This window comes from Rhodobacter capsulatus (assembly GCF_052363175.1).
Classification (GTDB): Bacteria; Pseudomonadota; Alphaproteobacteria; order Rhodobacterales; family Rhodobacteraceae; genus Rhodobacter; species Rhodobacter capsulatus_D.
Map to the genome: position 1 here is coordinate 1,028,402 of NZ_CP198946.1, position 18,526 is coordinate 1,046,927.

General features: G+C 65.7%; 22 protein-coding genes. 8 read left to right on the forward strand and 14 right to left on the reverse strand.

Annotated features, from left to right (window positions below):
• Nucleotides 1-9: 9 nt before the first annotated feature.
• Entirely contained in the window at nt 10-231 is a 222-nt protein-coding gene (locus ACTTAI_RS05810) for a hypothetical protein (protein ID WP_444454861.1), read from the reverse strand.
• A gap of 230 nt (nt 232-461) precedes the next feature.
• On the opposite strand from ACTTAI_RS05810, the gene ACTTAI_RS05815 reads away from it, so the two are divergent.
• The 7 genes from ACTTAI_RS05815 to ACTTAI_RS05845 all read left to right on the forward strand — a co-directional run bounded on the left by ACTTAI_RS05815 (nt 462) and on the right by ACTTAI_RS05845 (nt 5,693).
• The gene (locus ACTTAI_RS05815; protein WP_444454862.1) at nt 462-779 is read left to right on the forward strand and encodes a BufA1 family periplasmic bufferin-type metallophore; all 318 of its coding nucleotides are present in this window, start codon (nt 462-464) and stop codon (nt 777-779) included.
• A gap of 54 nt (nt 780-833) precedes the next feature.
• On the forward strand, nt 834-1,691 hold the full coding sequence (gene bufB, locus ACTTAI_RS05820) for an MNIO family bufferin maturase (RefSeq protein WP_444454863.1): 858 nt from the start codon (nt 834-836) through the stop codon (nt 1,689-1,691).
• Complete coding sequence (locus ACTTAI_RS05825) at nt 1,678-2,409, forward strand: HvfC/BufC family peptide modification chaperone (protein WP_444454864.1); 732 nt, start codon at nt 1,678-1,680, stop codon at nt 2,407-2,409. Before bufB ends, ACTTAI_RS05825 begins: the two co-directional genes overlap by 14 nt.
• Nucleotides 2,406-2,840 (forward strand): DoxX family protein, encoded by a 435-nt coding sequence (locus ACTTAI_RS05830; protein WP_444454865.1) that lies wholly within the window; start codon nt 2,406-2,408, stop codon nt 2,838-2,840. Before ACTTAI_RS05825 ends, ACTTAI_RS05830 begins: the two co-directional genes overlap by 4 nt.
• Before the next feature lie 100 nt (nt 2,841-2,940).
• Entirely contained in the window at nt 2,941-3,486 is a 546-nt protein-coding gene (locus ACTTAI_RS05835) for a sigma factor (RefSeq protein WP_444454866.1), read from the forward strand.
• A 4-nt stretch (nt 3,487-3,490) separates the two neighbouring features.
• Complete coding sequence (locus tag ACTTAI_RS05840) at nt 3,491-4,132, forward strand: NrsF family protein (protein WP_444454867.1); 642 nt, start codon at nt 3,491-3,493, stop codon at nt 4,130-4,132.
• 202 nt (nt 4,133-4,334) lie between these two features.
• Nucleotides 4,335-5,693: an alanine/glycine:cation symporter family protein gene (locus ACTTAI_RS05845; protein ID WP_444454868.1), complete on the forward strand. Its 1,359-nt coding sequence runs from the start codon at nt 4,335-4,337 to the stop codon at nt 5,691-5,693.
• Between the two features lie 563 nt (nt 5,694-6,256).
• Here the strand turns inward: ACTTAI_RS05845 and ACTTAI_RS05850 are convergent.
• From ACTTAI_RS05850 to ACTTAI_RS05870, 5 genes are all read right to left on the reverse strand, one after another.
• On the reverse strand, nt 6,257-7,099 hold the full coding sequence (locus ACTTAI_RS05850; RefSeq protein ID WP_444454869.1) for an NgoMIV family type II restriction endonuclease: 843 nt from the start codon (nt 7,097-7,099) through the stop codon (nt 6,257-6,259).
• The gene (locus ACTTAI_RS05855) at nt 7,096-8,046 is read right to left on the reverse strand and encodes a DNA cytosine methyltransferase (RefSeq protein WP_444455700.1); all 951 of its coding nucleotides are present in this window, start codon (nt 8,044-8,046) and stop codon (nt 7,096-7,098) included. The genes ACTTAI_RS05850 and ACTTAI_RS05855 overlap by 4 nt, the downstream gene beginning before the upstream one ends.
• A gap of 259 nt (nt 8,047-8,305) precedes the next feature.
• The gene (locus ACTTAI_RS05860) at nt 8,306-9,400 is read right to left on the reverse strand and encodes a helix-turn-helix domain-containing protein (RefSeq protein WP_444454870.1); all 1,095 of its coding nucleotides are present in this window, start codon (nt 9,398-9,400) and stop codon (nt 8,306-8,308) included.
• Entirely contained in the window at nt 9,400-10,062 is a 663-nt protein-coding gene (locus ACTTAI_RS05865; protein ID WP_444454871.1) for a hypothetical protein, read from the reverse strand. Before ACTTAI_RS05865 ends, ACTTAI_RS05860 begins: the two co-directional genes overlap by 1 nt.
• A 194-nt stretch (nt 10,063-10,256) precedes the next feature.
• Complete coding sequence (locus tag ACTTAI_RS05870) at nt 10,257-11,054, reverse strand: DNA adenine methylase (protein WP_444455701.1); 798 nt, start codon at nt 11,052-11,054, stop codon at nt 10,257-10,259.
• Nucleotides 11,055-11,400: 346 nt separating this feature from the next.
• Between ACTTAI_RS05870 and ACTTAI_RS05875 the strand changes: the two genes are divergently transcribed.
• Entirely contained in the window at nt 11,401-11,901 is a 501-nt protein-coding gene (locus ACTTAI_RS05875; protein ID WP_444454872.1) for a glycine zipper family protein, read from the forward strand.
• A gap of 90 nt (nt 11,902-11,991) precedes the next feature.
• On the opposite strand, the gene ACTTAI_RS05880 is transcribed toward ACTTAI_RS05875, so the two are convergent.
• The 8 genes from ACTTAI_RS05880 to ACTTAI_RS05915 form a co-directional block, all read right to left on the reverse strand.
• Nucleotides 11,992-12,339 (reverse strand): hypothetical protein, encoded by a 348-nt coding sequence (locus ACTTAI_RS05880; RefSeq protein WP_444454873.1) that lies wholly within the window; start codon nt 12,337-12,339, stop codon nt 11,992-11,994.
• 14 nt (nt 12,340-12,353) lie between these two features.
• Entirely contained in the window at nt 12,354-12,920 is a 567-nt protein-coding gene (locus ACTTAI_RS05885; RefSeq protein WP_444454874.1) for a M15 family metallopeptidase, read from the reverse strand.
• A 2-nt stretch (nt 12,921-12,922) separates the two neighbouring features.
• Nucleotides 12,923-13,243 (reverse strand): phage holin family protein, encoded by a 321-nt coding sequence (locus tag ACTTAI_RS05890; RefSeq protein WP_444454875.1) that lies wholly within the window; start codon nt 13,241-13,243, stop codon nt 12,923-12,925.
• A gap of 61 nt (nt 13,244-13,304) precedes the next feature.
• Complete coding sequence (locus tag ACTTAI_RS05895) at nt 13,305-13,691, reverse strand: DUF4376 domain-containing protein (RefSeq protein ID WP_444454876.1); 387 nt, start codon at nt 13,689-13,691, stop codon at nt 13,305-13,307.
• A 14-nt stretch (nt 13,692-13,705) separates the two neighbouring features.
• Nucleotides 13,706-14,824: a pyocin knob domain-containing protein gene (locus ACTTAI_RS05900; protein ID WP_444454877.1), complete on the reverse strand. Its 1,119-nt coding sequence runs from the start codon at nt 14,822-14,824 to the stop codon at nt 13,706-13,708.
• Nucleotides 14,824-15,762 (reverse strand): hypothetical protein, encoded by a 939-nt coding sequence (locus ACTTAI_RS05905; RefSeq protein WP_444454878.1) that lies wholly within the window; start codon nt 15,760-15,762, stop codon nt 14,824-14,826. Before ACTTAI_RS05905 ends, ACTTAI_RS05900 begins: the two co-directional genes overlap by 1 nt.
• Nucleotides 15,759-17,438, reverse strand: coding sequence for a hypothetical protein (locus ACTTAI_RS05910; protein ID WP_444454879.1), 1,680 nt, complete (start codon nt 17,436-17,438; stop codon nt 15,759-15,761). The genes ACTTAI_RS05905 and ACTTAI_RS05910 overlap by 4 nt, the downstream gene beginning before the upstream one ends.
• Nucleotides 17,393-18,514 (reverse strand): hypothetical protein, encoded by a 1,122-nt coding sequence (locus ACTTAI_RS05915; RefSeq protein WP_444454880.1) that lies wholly within the window; start codon nt 18,512-18,514, stop codon nt 17,393-17,395. Before ACTTAI_RS05915 ends, ACTTAI_RS05910 begins: the two co-directional genes overlap by 46 nt.
• Nucleotides 18,515-18,526 lie beyond the last annotated feature (12 nt).

Consider the following 18,526-nt stretch of genomic DNA (forward strand, 5'->3'; position numbering starts at 1 on the left):
TTCGCCATATTACTCGATGATATGGGCGGCCTTCTCATGCGCAACATCGGACAGACCCTGGCCCGCATAGCAGATGCCAATCATCGCCCAGATCAACCCGGCCGCGAGCATTACGGGTTTCGATTTCCGCATGTGGGTGGTTTCTTCCAGCACCGCAAGCACATAAGCGGCCAGAAAAACCACCACGGACGCAATCCCAAACAGGCTTGTCGTCAAGTTCAGTTGTTCCATCCCTCCCTCCAATGTTTGACCCCGCTTAGCCCGCGGGCACATCCTCCGACAAGAATTTTCACCGATGCCTCGGTGCGCCGATCGGTGACCCGCGGGCGCAACAACCGTGCGGTCTTCGAACCTGCGCTTGTTGATCACGGCTGCGTGAGGGCTGTAACGAAGGCCGCGGTCAGCGCGAACTGTAGGGGGAAGGGCAAGGGAGCCCTTCGCAACCCACAGGGAGACAGACCATGACCGCATCCAACCCCCGCCGCGCTACGCACCTCGCCCTTGCCGCCACGCTTGCGGGCGCGCTTGGCGCGATGGCGGCCCTGCCCGCGCAGGCCGAGAACATGGAGAAGTGCTTCGGCGTTGCGCTCGCCGGGCAGAACGATTGTGCCGCCGGCCCCGGCACCACCTGTGCCGGCACGTCGAAAGTCGATTATCAGGGCAGTTCCTGGAAACTCGTGCCCGCGGGCACCTGCATGACGATGGAACTGCCCGCCGGTGCCGATGGCATGGCCCGGCATGGCGCGCTGATGCCGCTTGATCGCGATCTGGCCTCGTAAACCCGTCAGGGGCGCGGGTCCGCCCGCGCCTCCCTTCCCCAAGGAGGTTTTCCGATGCCCCATCTGCCCGCCTGTCTGCCTGCGACCGCTGGCCTTGGCTTCAAGCCCGCGCATTTCGCGCAGATCCGCGCCGACCGCCGCCGCGTCGGCTTTTTCGAGATCCATGCCGAGAATTACATGGGCGCGGGCGGCCTGCCGCATGCGCAGCTCTCCGCGCTGCGCGCCGATCACGCGCTGTCGGCGCATGGGGTGGGGCTGTCGATCGGCGGGGCGAAGCCGCTTGATCGCGACCATCTCGCCCGGCTCAAGACCCTTTGCGACCGCTATGAACCCGACAGCTTTTCCGAACATCTGGCCTGGTCGAGCCACGACGGCGCCTATCTGAACGACCTTCTGCCGCTGCCCTATACCGAGGAAACGCTGACCACCGTCTGCGCCCATGTCGATCAGGTGCAATCGACGCTCGGGCGGCAGATGCTGCTTGAAAACCCCGCCACCTATGTGCTTTTCGCGCAATCGACGATCCCCGAAACCGAGTTCCTGCGCATCATCGCCACGCGCACCGGTTGCGGGCTGTTGCTCGATCTCAACAACCTCTTCGTCTCCTGCAGCAACCACCGCCGTGACCCCTGGGCGATGCTCGCCGATTTTCCGCTGGGCGCCGTGGGCGAGATCCATCTGGGCGGGCACGCGGTCGAGCACCTGCCCTCGGGGCCGCTGCTGATCGATGCGCATGGCAGCCCTGTCGCCGATCCGGTCTGGGCGCTTTACGCCGAAACGATCCGCCGCACCGGGCCGCTGCCCACGCTGATCGAATGGGACAATGACCTGCCGGACTGGCCGGTTCTGGCCGCCGAGGCCGACCGCGCCAGCGAGATCCTTGTGCGCGAGGTCTGTCATGAGCCCGCATGATGCAACCCTCGCGCGGTTCGGCGCGGCACTGGGGCAGGGCTCGGCACCCGAGGGCCTCCTCGGCACGGATCTTGCGCGCCGCTTTGCGGTCTATCGCAACAACGTCAGCTTCAGCCTGGGCGCGGCGCTCGGGGATCGCTTCCCGGTCATCGCCCGCCTTGTCGGCGCAGAGTTCTTCGCCGCGCTGGCGCGGGACTTCATCGCGGCGCATCCGCCGCAAAGCCCGGTGTTGCACGAATGGGGCGCGGTTTTCCCGGACTATCTCGACACCTTCGCGCCGCTTGCGGCCTTTCCCTACATGGGCGATGTGGCGCGGATCGAAGGAGCGCGGGGGCTGGCCTTTCATGCCGCCGATGCCGCACCGATTGCCCCCGCACAACTGGCCGCGGCTGATCCGGCAACCTTGCGACTGTGCTTGCACCCGTCGGTGATCGTCCTGCCGCTTGCCACCCCCGCCGTCTCGATTTGGGCGGTCAACCAACCCGGGGCCACGGTGCGCCCGATCCAACCCGGCCCGGAAACCGCGCTGATCCTGCGCGACCGCGCCTTTGACGTGCCGGTCCGCGCAATCGCCCCGGCCGAGGCGGCGCTGATCGCGGCGCTTGGGCGCGGCGAGACCTTGCTGCAGGCCGCAGCCCATGCGCCCGAGCGTGACCCGACCGCGCTTCTGGTCGCGCTGATGCAGGCGGGCGCATTGTGCGAAAGGGCCGGGGCATGAGGGCGCTGATCCGACTGAACGCGCTTCTCGCCCGGGTGCCGCTTGATCTTGTCTGCATCGCCTTGCGGCTTTTCCCGGCGCTTGTTTTCCTGCAATCGGGCCGCACCAAGGTGGAGGGCCTCACGATCAAGCCTTCGACCTATTACCTGTTCGCGCACGACTATGCCCTGCCGCTGATCCCGCCCGAGATCGCCGCGCCTTTGGCCGCCAGTGCCGAGCATCTTCTGCCCGCGCTGATGATCGCGGGGCTTTTCACCCGGGTCGCGGCGCTTGGCCTGATCGGCATGACCGCGGTGATCGAGATCTTCGTCTATCCCGAGGCCTGGATCACCCACGGGCTCTGGGTCTCGGCGCTCTTTGCGCTGGTCGTGCTCGGCCCCGGGCGGTTCTCGCTCGACCGGGCGCTCGGGTTCGACCCCGGGGGGCGCTGAGATGGACCTGGCGCTGCCCTCGGCCCAATCGTTGCGTTGCCCGACGCCCCCGAGATCGGATAGGCTTGGCGCATCGCGCCCGGCGCGGTCGGAGGGGGAGATGGCGGATCACGACGACTGGGCCGATCTGCTGCGCCGCGCCAATGCGGGCGAGAGTGCCGATGCGCGGGCAGCGCTGGCGCAGTTTCTGCGCGCGGTCAGCCCGGCGATCCGCACCATCCTGCGCGCGCGGGGCGGCGCGCTGCCGCCCGATCAGCACGAGGATGTGCTGCAAGAGGTGCTCTTGGCCATTCACCTCAAGCGCCACAGCTGGCGCCCCGAGGCGCCGGTGCGGCCCTGGGTTCATGCCATCGCGCGCTACAAGCTGATCGACGCATGTCGGCGGCGCGGGGCCGCGATCCATGTGCCGATCGAGCCCTTTGTCGAGACGCTCGCAGACCCGCACCAGATGCCGCCGTTTTCGGGGCGCGATGCGGACCGGCTTCTGGCACGGATCGACGCGCGCTCGGCCGCGCTGGTGCGGGCCGTGGCGCTCGACGGCGAAAGCGCCGAGGCGGCCGGGGCGCCGCTTGGGCTTTCGGCGGGCGCATCGCGGGTGGCGCTGCACCGCGCGCTTTCCCGCCTGCGCCAGATCGTGAAAGGATGAGACCATGACCACGCCCGATCAGACGGATGCCTTCATCGACCGGCTGGCTGCCGCGCCCGGCCCCGCGCCGCTGCGCCCGGCCCGCGTGATCGGTCTTGCGCTTGCCGGATTGGCGGCGGGCCTTGGCGGGTTTTATGGCCTCTTCGGCCTGCGGGCGGGTCTGCTGGCCGCGCTTTCGACCCCGGTTGTCGCGGCCAAGACGCTCGTGCCGCTGCTGCTGGGTCTGCTGGCGCTTTCGGCCACCTTCGCCAGCACGCGACCTGGCGAGCGCATCCCGCTTTCGCCGCTGGCCGCACCGCTTCTCATCGCGCTTGGGCTTTTTGTCGTGCGGGCGCTGGCAACGGCGCCGGATCAGCTGCAGACTGAGCTTTTGGGACATACGGCGGGCGCCTGCCTGCTTTCGATCACGTCGCTTTCGCTGGTGCCGCTCGGCCTTGGGCTTGCGGCGCTGCGCCCGGGCGCCTCGACCCGACCGCGGCTGACCGGCGCGCTGGCGGGGCTCTCTGTCGGCGCCTTTGCCGTGGTGGGCTATTCGCTTCATTGCCCCGAGGATTCGCCGATGTTCTATGTGATCTGGTACGGTGGCGGCATCGGGCTTTGCGCGGCCCTTGGTGCGATGGCGGGGCAACGGCTCTTGCGCTGGTAAGGCCGTAAAGTGTTGATCCCACAACGCCACCGCGCCCGCCCAAAAGGGTGTGGTGAATCGCCGGGTTGATCTTTGATCCGGCACGACCGTAGGAGAGCGCCGCGAACAACAGCACAAGATCCCAGCGATGCAACCAGCATCGCCCACCTGCCCGTCTTCCCGGTGAAGACGAAGGTGCGAGGGACACAGAGGAGACTGGCGTTTGGAACTGATTCATAACTTCTTCGAGTGGCTGAACGGGATCGTCTGGGGCGTTCCGATGATCGTCCTGATCATCGGAACCGGCTTCTACCTGCAGATCCGTCTGGGCTTCATGCCGATCCGCAAGCTGATCTACGGCTTCCGGATGATCTGGAAAAGCCGCACCCCCGGCGCGGATTCTGAGGGGGAAATCACCCCCTATGCGGCGCTGATGACCGCGCTTTCGGCCACCATCGGCACCGGCAACATCGCCGGGGTCGCGACCGCCATCGCAGTTGGCGGCCCGGGAGCGCTCTTCTGGATGTGGGTCACCGCCTTTGTCGGCATGGCGACGAAATACGCCGAAGTGGTGGTCGCGGTGAAATATCGCGAAGTGGACGACAAGGGCGAACACATCGGCGGTCCGATGTTCGCGATCAAGAACGGGTTGGGCCGGAACTGGGGCTGGCTCGCCACCGCTTTTGCCTTCTTCGGCGGGCTGGCGGGCTTTGGCATCGGCAACATGGTGCAAGCGAACGGCATCGCCAGCGCGGTGCAGAACGCCTTCGGCATCGAGACCTGGATCTCTGGCGTCGTGATGACGGTGCTCACCGGTCTGGTCGTTCTGGGCGGGATCAAGCGCATCGGCGCGGTGGCCGAACGGGTCGTGCCCTTCATGGCGATCGTCTATCTGGTCTGCGTCAGCATCGTGCTGATCGTCTTTGCCGAAAACATCCCCTCGGCCTTTGCGACCATCATCTCCGATGCCTTCACCGGCACGGCCGCCGCGGGCGGCTTCCTTGGCTCGACCATCCTGATGGCGATGCAAAAAGGCGTGGCCCGTGGCATCTTCTCGAACGAGGCAGGGCTTGGCACCGCCGGGATCGCGCAGGCTTCGGGGTCGACCTCGAACCCGGTGTTCTCGGGCGTGATCGGGATGATGGGAACCTTCATCGACACGATCATCATCTGCACGCTGACGGGTCTGGCGATCATGGTCACCGGCGTCTGGACGAGCGGAGAGACCGGGGCGATGCTGTCCTCCTCGGCCTTCGAAGCGGCGATGCCGGGCTATGGCAAATACCTGCTGACGATCTCTCTGGCGCTCTTTGCCTTCACCACGATCCTCGGCTGGGCCTATTATGCCGAGAAATGCTGGGAATTCCTGCTGGGCACGATCAGCGAAAAGCCGTTCCGGGTGCTTTGGACCATCGCGGTCTTCTTCGGGGCGACGCTGAGCCTCGATTTCGCCTGGTTGGTGGCGGATACGCTCAATGCGCTGATGGCGATCCCGAACCTGATTTCGTTGCTGCTGCTCTCGCCGATCATCGTCAAGCTGACGCGCGAGTATTTCGCCCCGGGTGGCGAAGGCGGGAACTGATCTGCAATTGGCCGGGGCGTCTCGTTGGATGCCCCGGCGCTTAGCGGTGTCGGCTGAATCAGAGCCGCCAGAGCGATTCATGGACGTGAGCCCGGAGGCCCCCGAGCCATCGCAAGCTTTTCACTAAAACTTGGCTGCGCCTATCAACGGGCCAAAGAACGGCGTCTTCACCGCAAGCGATTTCCCGATCGACAGTCGCGCGACGGGACAACCCGCCTGAGCGACAACAGTTGCTTAGCCACCATTGGATATTCTTGTTACAGCAGACGGGAACATCGCACAGAACCCGCGTGCCGAGTTGGAGATCTCGGTTCTGTCGTTGCAACTGGTGGGAATGGCCGCTTTGAAATCCGTAGCCGCTGGCTGACGGAGCGCACTGGGCCGGAAGATGAATCGGTCTCACGCGGCAAGCCCTTGAGCGCAACGTCCGCAAATGCGCGTCGTTACCAGCTCGTCGGCGGTGTCGAACGACCACTATCGCGGCTTGCCGCGCTTGCGATGCTGCAACCTCACCGTCGCCAAACCGCCCCTTGCGAGGGCGACGGCCTGATCGCTGTTCCAGCTCAGATAATGAGGTCCAGAGGAAGGTCCGCGATATCTCGGAGACGCTGGCCATCGATCATGGTTTCGACCAGTTCCAGGGTTTCCCGGTCTTGTTCGCGCAGGGTCTCTACCAATTCGGGGAGCGCAAAGTGATAGACGCAGTCCATGTCGCCCGTTCCCAACGCGATGGCGGCGATACGGGAAGGAGTTGGCTCTGCCGTGACGGCGACGATGTGAGGCAGCCGACCCTTTCGGTTCCTGACAAGGTTCAGCGCTTCTGAGCGCGTGTTCTGCACGCGGTCGGAGCGGATTGTCAGCTTGCAGCTGATCGACGCGTGCAGGGTCGCCCGCGCGCCATTAGCCTCGCGCAGCGCGGTGTGCCTTGCGACCGTGTCATCCACAAGGAGTTGCTGCCTGTTGATGCTGGCGTCGGGTTCAGGTCGACGCAAGACAACGACGTCTGGCTTGATGAGGTAGTCCGTCCCGAGAAGGGTCCGCAATTCCTTGTTCTCGATCGCGAGAGAGCGAAGGGCGTCGAGATGGCTGTACTGGTAAAACTGCGAGATTGCCTGCCCCTTCTCGACCGCGAAGGAGCCGGGGCGCAGATGCAGCAGCTGCGCGAAACAGGACGCAACGAAGTTCTGCGTTGCGGTCTCGAACATCGCGCCCGCCGTCTGCCCGGCAGGTTTCGCGGCATGGCTTTTGCTCGCGCCGATCTTCGCCACCAATGCCGTCGCTATTTCCCGACTTGGGCGGTTGGAAACGTCGGCAATGGACGGAACCCCCTTCGTTTCAGTGATCGGGCCAGCCAGACACTCGGCATGGAACTTGCGACGGGCTTCAAGCAACCAAGGCAGCATCATGCCACCGCATAGAGGCGACGAGCCGTGATCGCCTTGCGCAAGTTCTGCGCGACGGCACGGGCCACCGGGGGCGGGAAGGCATTTCCGACCTGGCGATATGCCGCGGTCTTGCGGCCGACAAATTGCCAGTCGTCGGGGAAGCCCTGCAGTCGCGCAACCATGCGGACAGTCAGGCGGGGCATGCCCGCAAAGCCCGGCTCAGGGGCATCTTCGGCAATGGTATGGCCGTTCACCCCAAGGGTCGCCCAGGCGCGTTTGGCGCGGGTCGGCCCGAGATCTGGCCCGCCGTGTTTCTTGGACCCGCCGACGATCGTGGGGGCGATTTCATCTGCCTGTGCTGCCCAAGCATCGGCGCCCTCCCAGCCATTCGCGCCCATGAGGTCGCGCAGGCGTTCTCCGACGGTCGGGGGGCGCATGTCGCTCCCCTTGGGCCATTCGAACTTGTCGGCGTATCGATCATGGACCGCGACGATCACGACACGCGGCCGCAACTGGGAGACGCCGAAGTCCGATGCATTGAAGAGGTGCCATTCGGCGAATGTGTAGCCCAGGGCCCGCAACTTGGCCTTCAGTTCCTGCCGGTAGTCATGGAAAACGGCATCCAGAAAGCCGCGGACGTTTTCGAGCATCACGGCTTTCGGGCGCACCTCATCCACCACACGGATGGCGGACGGGAAGAGGTCGCGTTCGTCGGCGGCCCCGAGTTGCTTGCCGGCCTTCGAGAACGGCGGGCAGGGCACTCCCCCCGCGACCAGATCAACCCCCGCATAAGGACGCGCATCGAACCGGGTCAAGTCGGACTGAGGGCCTTCGAGGGCGTTCCAGCATTTCCGGTTCAGGTTCAATGTCTTGCGACACCAGTCATCCACTTCGACGCAGGCCTGATGGGTGAAACCCGCCTGCTCGATACCAAGCGCTTGCCCACCTGCGCCCGCGCAAAGTTCCACAGATGTAAGTTCACCCAACGCAGTCTGCCTTCCCTAAAGCTCGGTGCTTCATACAGAGCGGGTCAGCGGGCAAAATGTCAATTCCCTTCCCCTTGTCGCGCGTCTTGCGTTGACCTGCAAAATCGATCCGGGGACGTGTGAGGCATGGGTTTGGCGCGCGCCCCGGGCTGCACCGTAGCGTCACCTTTGTCAGGGTTGAGGGGGGACGACGGGCGCAATCAGATCGCTTTGGCAGGGCGATCGGGGCATTCAGGGCGAGCTATTTGACCAGTCTCAACGCAGGCTTCGCTTCCATCGCAGCGAGCCGATTGTCGGCAGGTTGTTCCTGTGCGAGCAGGCCCCTGATAAGGCCATCGACTTCATCCAGCGGCAATTTTATCGCTTTTGCAATGCTTTCCTTGGTCTCGCGCTTGGACCAGAGGTCCGCCAAGATTTGCGACCAGACGACCGAAGTTTCCCGGTCGATCCCCTCCGGTTCGTCGCTGCGATAGCCGAGCTTGCCCAGCTGGATGCATAGCGTGCGGTGCTGCCATTCTGTCAGCATACCAAGCTGGCGCAGACGATAAGCCAGCGCCATCGCGGAGACTTTCCAGCGCCTCTTGAGCCTCAGGATGACCTTGATGTCGATGAACCGCGGGACATGCGCCATTATGTCAGACTGCGGCATGAGGAAGGCCGAGGCAAAGGCGTTGGCCTCGTTCTCCGCTTCTCTGCCACCTCCCATCGTACCGTGACGATGCATTGCCAAGTGTCCGAGCTCGTGACAGGCATCGAAGAGGTTGCGCTCCGCCGACTTGAACGAATTCAGGAACATGTACGGCACGTCATCCATCCAGAAAGAAAACGCATCGACGTTCTTGGTGTCCTCGGACAGTCCGAGGATGCGGATGCCCTTGGCTTCGAACAGTTTGAGGACTGCAGGGATCGGGCGATCGCCAAGCTGCCAGTGGGCACGCAGCGCTACGGCGGCGCTTTCCGGTGAATACTCGGCGTCCGCGCGCAGGTCCGGCAGATCGAGGGCGGGCAGCTCGTACAACTCTTCTGCCCATCGGAACATCTCGACGCCCGCCCCGCCAGCGGCAAAGGCTGCTTCGCGTTCCTTGGCCGACATATTGGTGAGGCTTCGGAAACTGACCTGTTGAGCCGACAGGGCGGGGGGATCGGGCAATGTGAAGTAGTCGAAAGGATAGCCGAGAGCCTCGGCTATCCTTTCGATCGTGGCTGGATCCGCTGCGTTCTGATCCGCCTCCAGACGCGTGATGGTAACCGGGCTGAGCTCGCAAAGTTCGGCAAGACTTTTCGCGGTTATCTTGCGCCGCTTACGCGCCGCGGCCAGCCTTTTTCCGTTGTGCATCACTTACCAGTCTTGCGCTTCACGTCGATGACAAGATCATCATCTTTGGGCGCGTCTTCCGGCAATACCGAGATCGGGTCAAGATCGCTGTCCTGAACAAGGTAGATCCTTTCGATGAAATCCTTGATTTTGCCGTCTTCGATCACGGGCATGCTCAGCTCCATGCGGCCTTCCGGATCGAGCAGAAGGTAGAAGACGGAGAATCGGCTGGATCGCAGATTGGAGCTTTTCGGGGTCCGCAGCGTTCTGACCGAGGGAAGATCCATCCCAGCATGATCGAACAGGCTTGCGCTCTGGCAAACCTCCTCGGACTTCGAGCCAACATTCCGGAGGCGGGGCAGGCGGAAATCTGAACAGCAGCGATCGGCAGTCTTGACGAGGACAATGATGCTCAAGTCGTTGTTGACGATGCCTTCCAGCCCTTCATCGAAATAGCTTTCCCAGCCATTGATGCCGACGTGCTCGATGCGTAGGCCCGCCAGGGTTTCATGGAACGCATAGGTTCCCGCAGAGGTCTTGCCGTGCATTGCACCGGCCAGACCGCGACCAGCCATGCCTGACGCCCCTGCCGAGATGAGACGTTGCCGCTCCAGCGTCAATTGGCAAAGGCGTATTTCGATACGGTCCTGCTCTTTCAGGACAACCTTTGAAGTAGAAGTCATTCTGCCCAACGTGTTAATTTTCTCTCCCTCATATGAGGCAGCAAAAATTAACACGAGTCAAGCATTGATGGCGTTGCGGTCGCCTTTCTTGGTGGCGTGACCGAATTGCCCCATCGTCTCACCGCGGGCATGCGAAGATCGATGGCAGCACTGTCGCGTCGGGAGGGCGCCCCCCCACGCCCTTCCCTCCCCCGCTACCTCACATGCCCGCGGATCAGCAGCTCGGCGGCGGGGATGCTTTGGCCTTTCCCGGCGATCGAATAGGTGGTGCGGACCGGCTCGATCTCTGCCCAGGAGAAGATCTCGCGGATCTCGGGCACGTCGTTGATCGAGAGCAGGAACCGCCCCTTGAGACCGCGCAGCCCATCCGCCAGGCGCTGGAAATCGTCGCGGCTGAACAGATCCTTGCCGTAATCGCTCTCGCAGCCCCAATAGGGCGGGTCGAGATAAAACAGCGTCTCGGGCGCATCATAGCGCTGCAGGAAGGCGCCGAAATCCAGGCATTCGATCACCACGCCCGAGAGGCGCGCGTGCAGATCCTCCAGCATCGGTTCCAGCGTCAGCAGGTTGAAGCGGCCGGGGCGATCGCGGCTGACGCCGAAGTTTCGGCCGCTGACCTTGCCGCCGAAGGCGGTGCGCTGGAGATAGAGGAACCGCGCGGCGCGTTCGAGATCGGTGAGGGTGTCCGGCCGGGTCGCAAGCAGGCGCTCGAACTCGCTGCGCACCGTCAGTTGAAAGCGCAGGATTTCGAGGAACTGCGGATAATGCCGCTGCAGGATCCGAAACAGGTTCGCGATGTCGCGGCCCGCATCATTGATCACCTCGGCCCGCGGGCGGGCGCGGCGGCGCAGGAAGATCCCGCCCATGCCCACGAAGGGCTCGCAATAGGTCCGGCAGGGGGTTTCGTCCAGGATCGTGCAGATCCGTTTCGCCAGGTTGCGTTTGCCGCCGAGCCACGGTGCCGCAGGGGCCACCGGCGCGACGGGAATCATCGACTCCATCATCTGAGTATGTTCCAAGGGCCCTCCCTCGCGAGGGGGGAGCGGCCATGAGCTATTGCTGGTCGACGGGGGTGCTTAGCGGTTCTCCCCGTGTCGGAGGGGGTTGGCGCCCCCTCTGGCCTCCCAAGAGGCCGAAACATCACTCGTTACAGAAACGTCCCGCGCAGCGATCGGCTTCTCACGCGGCCCGACAGGGCGTCCTGGCAGGACGGCACGGGCCGAAGGCGCCCCCGAAGATCAGGGGCAAAACGGTCTCACCGGCAGTCCCGCGGCGAAGCGCGCCCCCGTGAGTGCGAGCACACGGATGCGCCAAAATCCCGCATGACAGGAAAGACCATTGCCAATCCGGGACCGCGCACACAAACTTTCTGTCATTGAAATTCTGAGGGAATCTTCCGTGAAAACAATCAGATCCGTTGCTGTTTCGTTGACGGCATGCGTGGCCTTGTGCGCCTGTGAGCCGGTGCAGACACTGCAGGAATATCGGCCGGTCGTTGATCCGGCGAAGGTTCGTCCGGCAAAATTCGAAGCCGATCTGGAGCATTGCCGGTCCATCGCCCTCAAGGTCGAGGCCGAATACAAACAACGGCAAGAGAAAGAGATGCAGCAGCAGCTGGTGGCCGGGATCTTGATCGGGGCCCTGGTTGGCGCCGCCGCAGGCAATCACACCGGCTATCAGGGCGACTATATCGCCGCGGGCGCCGCCACGGGCGCGATCGCGGCCGCGGGCAGTGGCGATTACAGTGACGAGCTGGTCACCTATGGGCCGCGGCGCGTCGTGGACCGCTGCATGACCGATCGCGGTTACAAGATCCTGACCGATCCCGGCCGCGCCTGACGCCTCCGAAGCGCGCGGCGGGGCAGGGCACGGATTGGCCCTTGCCCCACCGCGTTCAGATCGCGCGCAGGCGGATCGGTCAGGACGATCTCACCGGCTCAGGGTTGCGATCTTGGCTGCGGCAAGGTTCTTCAGCACGCCGTCGCGGGGCGCGAGGGCGCGGATGGCGTCGGGGACCGAAGCCTGGGCATGGGCGACGGCATCCCGGACGAGGATGTCGAGATCGCGGCCGTCGTCGCGGCGCCCGCGGCGGGTCAGGGCGAGCTGCGCGCCGGTCATCAGCGCCTGATGCAAGGCCTCGCGCTGCGCGGCCTCGATCTCGATGCCCCAGCGCGCGCGCAGTTTCGCCGCCGCCCAGCCGATCAGCGCGGTAGTGATCGTGGCGACGATCGGCAGCACGATCTGCGCGAGGATCGTGGCAAGGAGAGTGTCAGTCATCGGGGTGTCTCCTTTCACGCCGCCGGATAGGCGGCCCATGTCAGCTGAAAATGCGGGCCGTCTCTGAAGGTGGCCCAATCGCCGCCCCATTCGACGGCGGTCCCGCGCGCCTTGGCTTCGGCCTTGACCACGGCGGCAATGATGCGCAGATCGGCCCAGAGCCGCGCTTCCGCGGCAGGCGTACCCGCGGGCAGCGTTTTCCCGGTGACCGGATCGAGCGGCCACAGATCGACCGCATGCCCGGTCAGGTGGCGGCTGCGCATGGTCTTCGACGCGCCACGTGCCACCAGCTCCTTTTGCCGCGTCACGGTGCGCAGCCCCTCGATCACCGTAAACGGCGTGTCGCAGGCGGCCGAGGCCGCGGCGATCACAGCCACCAGATCACGATGCACGCCGTCCAGTTTGGCGAGGCCGCTGGCAGGGATATCCGCGGCGGGGACCTTGTCGGGCGCCGTCACCGGTAGCGGCGCCACCGTCACCCGCCCGGCCCTGGCGGCGGCGATCAGCGCGGCGGTGGTCACGGGGCCGATGCTGCCGTCCTGCGGCACATCGAGCGCCGCCTGCAATTGCTTGATATCCATCCTCACACCTCCTTGTCCTTGCCCAGAACTCTCATCAGCGCCACCTGGGCGCCGCGCGGGCCGAGATAGGCGAGCGAGGCGACGACGCCGGTCGTCACCGTCCGCCCAAGCTCGAAATACGCCGCCACCGCCTCGCCGATGATCGCCATGCCGACCGCGACGGGCAGTTCCCACAGCAGTTCGCGGCTCAGGAAGCGGCGCCGCCGCGCCCGCACCTCGGTCGAATGCCACATCAACCGCCCGGCCAGCGCCGCCGCCATCGTGGTGACGGCGCCGCCCCAGATGGCATCGATCAGCTCGACCAGGCCCCTTGCATCGCTCATGATCCTGCCCTTTCGCGGCTTGCCGCCCGGCGGGCGGTGACGGTGACGGCGCCCGAGGGCATCAGAAGGTGAGGGCGACCGCGGCCGGGTCGGCGGCAGCGCGGATCTGCGCGGCCAGGTCCGCCTCGCGGTCGAAACAGGCCTGCACATGGGCGCGCACGGCCAGCGCGAGGGCGATGATCTGCGGCGCGGTCAGATCGACGAAATCCCCGGTCGCAAGCTTCCAGCGCACGGTCGCACCCGGGTCGAGCTGGGCGGCCAGCGCTGCGGCGGTGAGGCGGCTCTGGCTCAGATCGTCGGTCTGCAGGCGCAGCCCGTCGACCTCGATGCCGCGGGCGATGGCCGTATCGCGCGCGGTCTTGAGCGCGGCGAGCGCCTGATCACGGGGGAAGGGCGGCATCTGAAACGACGGTGCGACTTCATCGATGACGGTGATCGTGCCGTCCAAGGCGATTTGCGTAATCATTGCCGTGTGATCGCCTTTACGGCGCCTCCGTTGAAGGTATTGCTGCCGCTGCGGGTGACGCGCACGCGTGTGATATCTTCGGCTTCGCTGATCGCCAGGGTGGCCTTGGAAAGGATCGCCAGGCCATCCCGGCAGATCCCCGTGAAGGTCATCATGACCAACGTTGGCGACGCCCTGACAATGCGCGCTTGCCCTGTAACGCCCCGCGAGACCCAGTTGCCGGACGGGGAAATAGGCATTCCGGCGACGGATGTGGAAGCCGCACCGTTTGTCCAAAGCGCAATACCGGCCCCGGAGTAGCCAGTAGCATAGACTGACGCAGCGGTGCCGATTTGCAGTAAGATGGCGTCGGTCCCGCTCAGCGAGACATCGATCAGATCGACGATGATCTCGGTCGCAGCAGCAGCCACGACGAGATCGAACGCCGTGCCACTTGTCGTCGCGGCGGTGACGCCGGGTGTCCGCACAAGCCCGAGGATCTCGCTATCCGACCCGTAAAGCCGCACCCAGCGCCCCCAGGCGCTAGAGGCGCGCCAGCGGATCCACTGCCCGGTGTCGCTCTCGCCCTTGTTGTGAGCCCAGACCAGCTGAACCGCGGCCGCGCCGTCGTAAAAGATCGTCAGCACCATCCCCGCGCCGGTCGCAAAGGGGGCGTTGGTGGTCTGGGAGGCGGCGAAGCGGTTCCAGCCCGAGCGGGTGATCGCGTTCAGATCCGTCACCGCCTCGGCGAGCATGGTGACCGTGCCCAAGCCGAGTGTCGCGCGCTGCGCCGCGGCATCCGCATCGCTGGCCAGCGCCAAACCGGCGGGGCTGGCGCTGGCCAGGATCGCTTTTCCGGCGCCTGATGCGGTCAGGAACTCCAACGCCGTAGCCCCCGCATTGACGGCCATCACCTTGCCGCCATTGCCTTTCAGCGAAAGGCCGGTCCCGGAGCCCGCCGCAAGGGCCGCGGCCAGCGCCGCATCGGCCTGGGCCTCGGAGAAGCTGCCGAGCTCGTCCAGATAATCGGCGAAGGTCTTCCAGAACACGAGCGAGGCTTCCATGCGCGCGCTGAACGTGTCCGGGTTGGAGCGCAGCGGCGGCGGCGGGACGGTCGGTTTGGCGGGTTTTGCCATCAGACGATTCCTTGTACTTCGACAGAGATCAGCGACCAGGCGTCGGTCTGATAGGCCGCGCGGTAGCTGCGATAAAATCCGTAGTTGATCGCCGCCTTGCGGGGATCGTCCGAACCGATCCAGACCGCCGCGGTGCCGCCGCGCAGGCTGCGCATGCGGGTGTCAAAGCCAAGCAGCTGCGCGTTCGGCAGGCAGGTCTCGAAGGTGCTGAGCCGGGTGGCGGCGCGGCGCACGGTGATCAGATCGCCGTAATCGTCCTGCTTAACATAGGAGAAATCGACCCCCTGAAACCCGGTGCCGCCGATCACTGGGCGTCCGACCGACCAGACCGGCCCGACGACAAGCTGTCCGACGTCGACCTGTCCACCACGGCGGCTGGCTTCGAGGGTGATTTCCGCCGCGGCATAGGGCGGCAGATCCGTAAGCACGAATTCGGAAAGCTCGGTGATCGGCTCGAAGTAGTAACCGAAGCCGTCGCAGACGACGGTTTCGTCCTGCATGGCGATCGCAGTCTCGTAGACCACCGCGCCGCCATCCGTCATCGTCACGCGGATCTCGGCCGCGCTGATGCCGAACCCGGCCACACCGCCAACGGCCACGCCCGGGGCCAGCGTGACGCGGATGGTCTCGGCCGCGCTCGCCAGAACCGAGGGCTTGCCGTCGAAGAGCCGCCAGCGGTTGGTGGCGCCGATCACCTGCCAGAAGACCGGATCGGGGTCGTCGATCAGCGGATCGGCCAGCGCGGCCTGTTCAAGGTCGGGATCATGGCCGGTGTTGTTCCCCTGCAGGGCGCGATAGACCGTATGCGTGGCGGGGCTGATCACGAAGGCGCCGCGGGGATAGGTCGTCTGCGCGTTCCAGGGCGCATGATCCGCCTCGGGGATCGAGCAGGCGACGAGCGTCGCATCGGTGATGGCAATCGGGTTGAGGATCTTCATGGCGCGGGGTCCAGGCTGGCGCGCTCCTGCACGGCCAGAAGCCGCGCGGTAAGGCGGGCATTGTTGATGTCGCCTTCGCGGATCGCGCGCACCACCTCGGCCAGCAGCCCCTGCACGGTGGCATCCCCGCTGACCAGACTGCGCCGATAGCCCTCCGAGGTCGTGGCATAAAGCGCCTCGGCACCGCTGCGATAAAGCGACTGGGTGTCGAGATCGCGCAGGGCCGCGGTCAGTGCCTGGGCCTGGTCGGTGATCTCGGCCATGGCCGGGGCCAGCTGGATCAGCTTTGCGGCCAGATCCTTGTCGCCGCTGGCGAAGGCGGCGTCGATCAGCTGCCGGAAGGCCTGGCGCGAGCCGGGCAGAACCTCGATACCAAGCCCCGCCAGCGCCTCTGACAACTCCTTTCGCGCCTGCGCCAGGCGTTCGGAGGTGCTGTAGAACCCGGCATAATAGGCGCTGACCGCCTCCGACATGCCGTCGATACTGCCAAAGGCATCTGCCCATGTCGACGCCGCATCGGCGCCCGCAAGCGACGTGCCGTAGGCGGTCTTGCCGAGCCGGTCCATCCAGACATTGGCCGTCGAGAGCGCGGAAGAAAGCCGCGTCAGGGTCTCGCTTGCCGTTTCGCCCATATGCGCGAAGGCCGAGGTGAAGGCCGAGAGGCTGCCGCTGTAGCCTTCGCCCGCGGCAAGGATCGAGCGCGCCAGCTCGTCGGAAAGCTGCATGAACCCCGCCTTGATCGCTTCCTGCGCCTCGCTGTCGGAAAGCCCCTGCGTGGAGATCTTGATCTGCGTCGCAAAGCCCTTGAGCGCGTCGCGACCGGCAATGCCGACCGTATCGGCCATGTCCGCGACGCCGCGCACGATCTCGGCCACCGCCGCCTCGATCGGGTCGGCAATCGCCGCGGCGGCCTCCGTGAAGGTCTCGCGGATCTTCTTCGACAGCCCCCAGAAGCGTGTTGTCTTCGTCTTGCTGAAGGTCTCGACCAGCGTATCCATGTCGGTGACGGTCAGCCGCAGCCCGGCGTCAAGCTGGGTGACCTTTTTCTTGAAGAACGAGAAGACCACGCCCACCCCGGCGAGGATCGGCAGCGCCGCGCCGATGGCGGCGCCGAAGGCCCCGAGGCTGCTCGTCGCGCTGCTGGCGATCGAGGAGAGATAGGTGCCCGCGGCGCCAAGGCCGCCGCCCGCCCCGAAAAGCGCGGTGCCCAGCCCCGCCGCGCCCGAGCCGATCGAGCCCAGAAAGCTGCCCGCGGTGCCAAGAAGGCCGAGCGGACCCGCAAAGCCGCCCGCCGCCGCCCCGGCAACGGCCGCGCCCGCCCCCGTTGCCGCACCACCGCTGAGGCCAAGGCCGAGCGAGAGCGTGATCCGGTTTTTGAGAAAGAGCGCCACGACCTGCTTGAGCGCGTCGCGGGCAAGGTTGACCAGACCCTTGAAGCCGCCCTGAAACCCGTCAAGCATCCAGTCCACCGCGCCTTCGACCGAGGAGCGGACCCCGTCCCGGAGCGCATTGGCAAAATCCTGCGCCGCCTTTTGCGCCTCGGTCAGGCCCTTCTTGACCTTCTTTCCGGCGCCGGAGCCCGCACCCCCGACCGCTGTCAGCGCGGTCTCGGCTTCGGTGGCGGCAGCGGTCACCCCCTGCGCGGCCGCGGCGGCGTCCAGCGCCTCGTAGCGCATCTGCTTGAGCGCGTTATAGGCCCCGGGCCGACGCCTTGCAGGCTGGTGCCGAAGAGATCGTTGAACCCCTCGGCGATGTCCCAGGTGAAGGTGGCGAAGGCGAGCGCCATCTCCTCCAGCGCCTCAAAGAACTTCGCCTTGAGCTTGTACCAGGCCGCGGCAAAGCCCCCGGCCTTGCGCACGGCATCGAGGATGGCGAGGCCGAGCTCGCCCATGGCGACGACCAGCACACCGACGCCGGTGGCGGCAATCGCGGCGCGCAGCCCGGCCATGGAGACCGAAAGCGCCATCGTCGCCAGTCGCGCGGCGATCGCGGCCGCCTGCCAGGCGATCAGCCCCGCGGTGAAGGTGGCGGCATAGGCGGTCAGATGCGGCAGCGCCGCCATCAGCCCGTCGATCACCCCGCGCAGAAACCCGCCCTCGCGCATGGAATTGACGAAGGCGCGGGCCATCGCCTCGACCGCCGGGGCCAGATCGGCGGCGATGCGGTTGCGCGTGGCCTCGATGACGACCGAGATATCGTCCAGCGCCTGCTGTGCCGCGCGCAGCGCGGTGATCGCATCGGTCCCGAGCACGGCGCCAAAGCTCGATGCGCTCTCGCCCAGGCGGGCCATTTCTGCGCCATTGGCGCGCAAAAGCGGCAGCAAAAGCGTAGAATCGCTGGCGATGGCCTCCATGTAGAAGGTCATTTCCGCCTGCGAGAGGCCCGCTTTCTCCAGGCTTGCCACATAAAGCTGCAAGGCCTGCGGCCCCGAAAGATCGCGGAACGCTTGCGCGGTCACGCCGACGCGCGGCGCGATCTTTTCGAAGAAATCCGCCATCGCGCCGCCGCCGGTGGAGAGATAATCCCCCACCTTGTCGTTCACGTCCTTGAGGATATCGGCGAGCTTTTCCTGTTCGATGCCCACCGTCCGCGCCCCGAAGGACCATTGCTGCAGCTCTTGCGCCGAGGCGCCCGCGACCTGCGACAGGCGGGTGATCTCGCGCGCGGAACGCGCGGCCGAAGTGACGATCGAGGCCAGGGCCGGGCCGCCGATCGCCGCGCCGATGGCGGAGATCGCGGCCGAGGCGGCCATGGCCGCGCCCTT

Coding starts and splice junctions, on each gene's coding strand:
- ACTTAI_RS05850 (WP_444454869.1), bottom strand. CDS start 7,099: ATGATGCTGCCTTGGTTGCTTGAAGCCCGTCGCAAGTTCCATGCCGAG.
- ACTTAI_RS05815 (WP_444454862.1), top strand. CDS start 462: ATGACCGCATCCAACCCCCGCCGCGCTACGCACCTCGCCCTTGCCGCC.
- ACTTAI_RS05860 (WP_444454870.1), bottom strand. CDS start 9,400: ATGCACAACGGAAAAAGGCTGGCCGCGGCGCGTAAGCGGCGCAAGATA.
- ACTTAI_RS05905 (WP_444454878.1), bottom strand. CDS start 15,762: ATGAAGATCCTCAACCCGATTGCCATCACCGATGCGACGCTCGTCGCC.
- ACTTAI_RS05885 (WP_444454874.1), bottom strand. CDS start 12,920: ATGGATATCAAGCAATTGCAGGCGGCGCTCGATGTGCCGCAGGACGGC.
- ACTTAI_RS05915 (WP_444454880.1), bottom strand. CDS start 18,514: ATGGCCGCCTCGGCCGCGATCTCCGCCATCGGCGCGGCGATCGGCGGC.
- ACTTAI_RS05840 (WP_444454867.1), top strand. CDS start 3,491: ATGACCACGCCCGATCAGACGGATGCCTTCATCGACCGGCTGGCTGCC.
- ACTTAI_RS05810 (WP_444454861.1), bottom strand. CDS start 231: ATGGAACAACTGAACTTGACGACAAGCCTGTTTGGGATTGCGTCCGTG.
- bufB (WP_444454863.1), top strand. CDS start 834: ATGCCCCATCTGCCCGCCTGTCTGCCTGCGACCGCTGGCCTTGGCTTC.
- ACTTAI_RS05825 (WP_444454864.1), top strand. CDS start 1,678: ATGAGCCCGCATGATGCAACCCTCGCGCGGTTCGGCGCGGCACTGGGG.
- ACTTAI_RS05835 (WP_444454866.1), top strand. CDS start 2,941: ATGGCGGATCACGACGACTGGGCCGATCTGCTGCGCCGCGCCAATGCG.
- ACTTAI_RS05900 (WP_444454877.1), bottom strand. CDS start 14,824: ATGGCAAAACCCGCCAAACCGACCGTCCCGCCGCCGCCGCTGCGCTCC.
- ACTTAI_RS05865 (WP_444454871.1), bottom strand. CDS start 10,062: ATGACTTCTACTTCAAAGGTTGTCCTGAAAGAGCAGGACCGTATCGAA.
- ACTTAI_RS05830 (WP_444454865.1), top strand. CDS start 2,406: ATGAGGGCGCTGATCCGACTGAACGCGCTTCTCGCCCGGGTGCCGCTT.
- ACTTAI_RS05890 (WP_444454875.1), bottom strand. CDS start 13,243: ATGAGCGATGCAAGGGGCCTGGTCGAGCTGATCGATGCCATCTGGGGC.
- ACTTAI_RS05870 (WP_444455701.1), bottom strand. CDS start 11,054: ATGATTCCCGTCGCGCCGGTGGCCCCTGCGGCACCGTGGCTCGGCGGC.
- ACTTAI_RS05910 (WP_444454879.1), bottom strand. CDS start 17,438: ATGCGCTACGAGGCGCTGGACGCCGCCGCGGCCGCGCAGGGGGTGACC.
- ACTTAI_RS05880 (WP_444454873.1), bottom strand. CDS start 12,339: ATGACTGACACTCTCCTTGCCACGATCCTCGCGCAGATCGTGCTGCCG.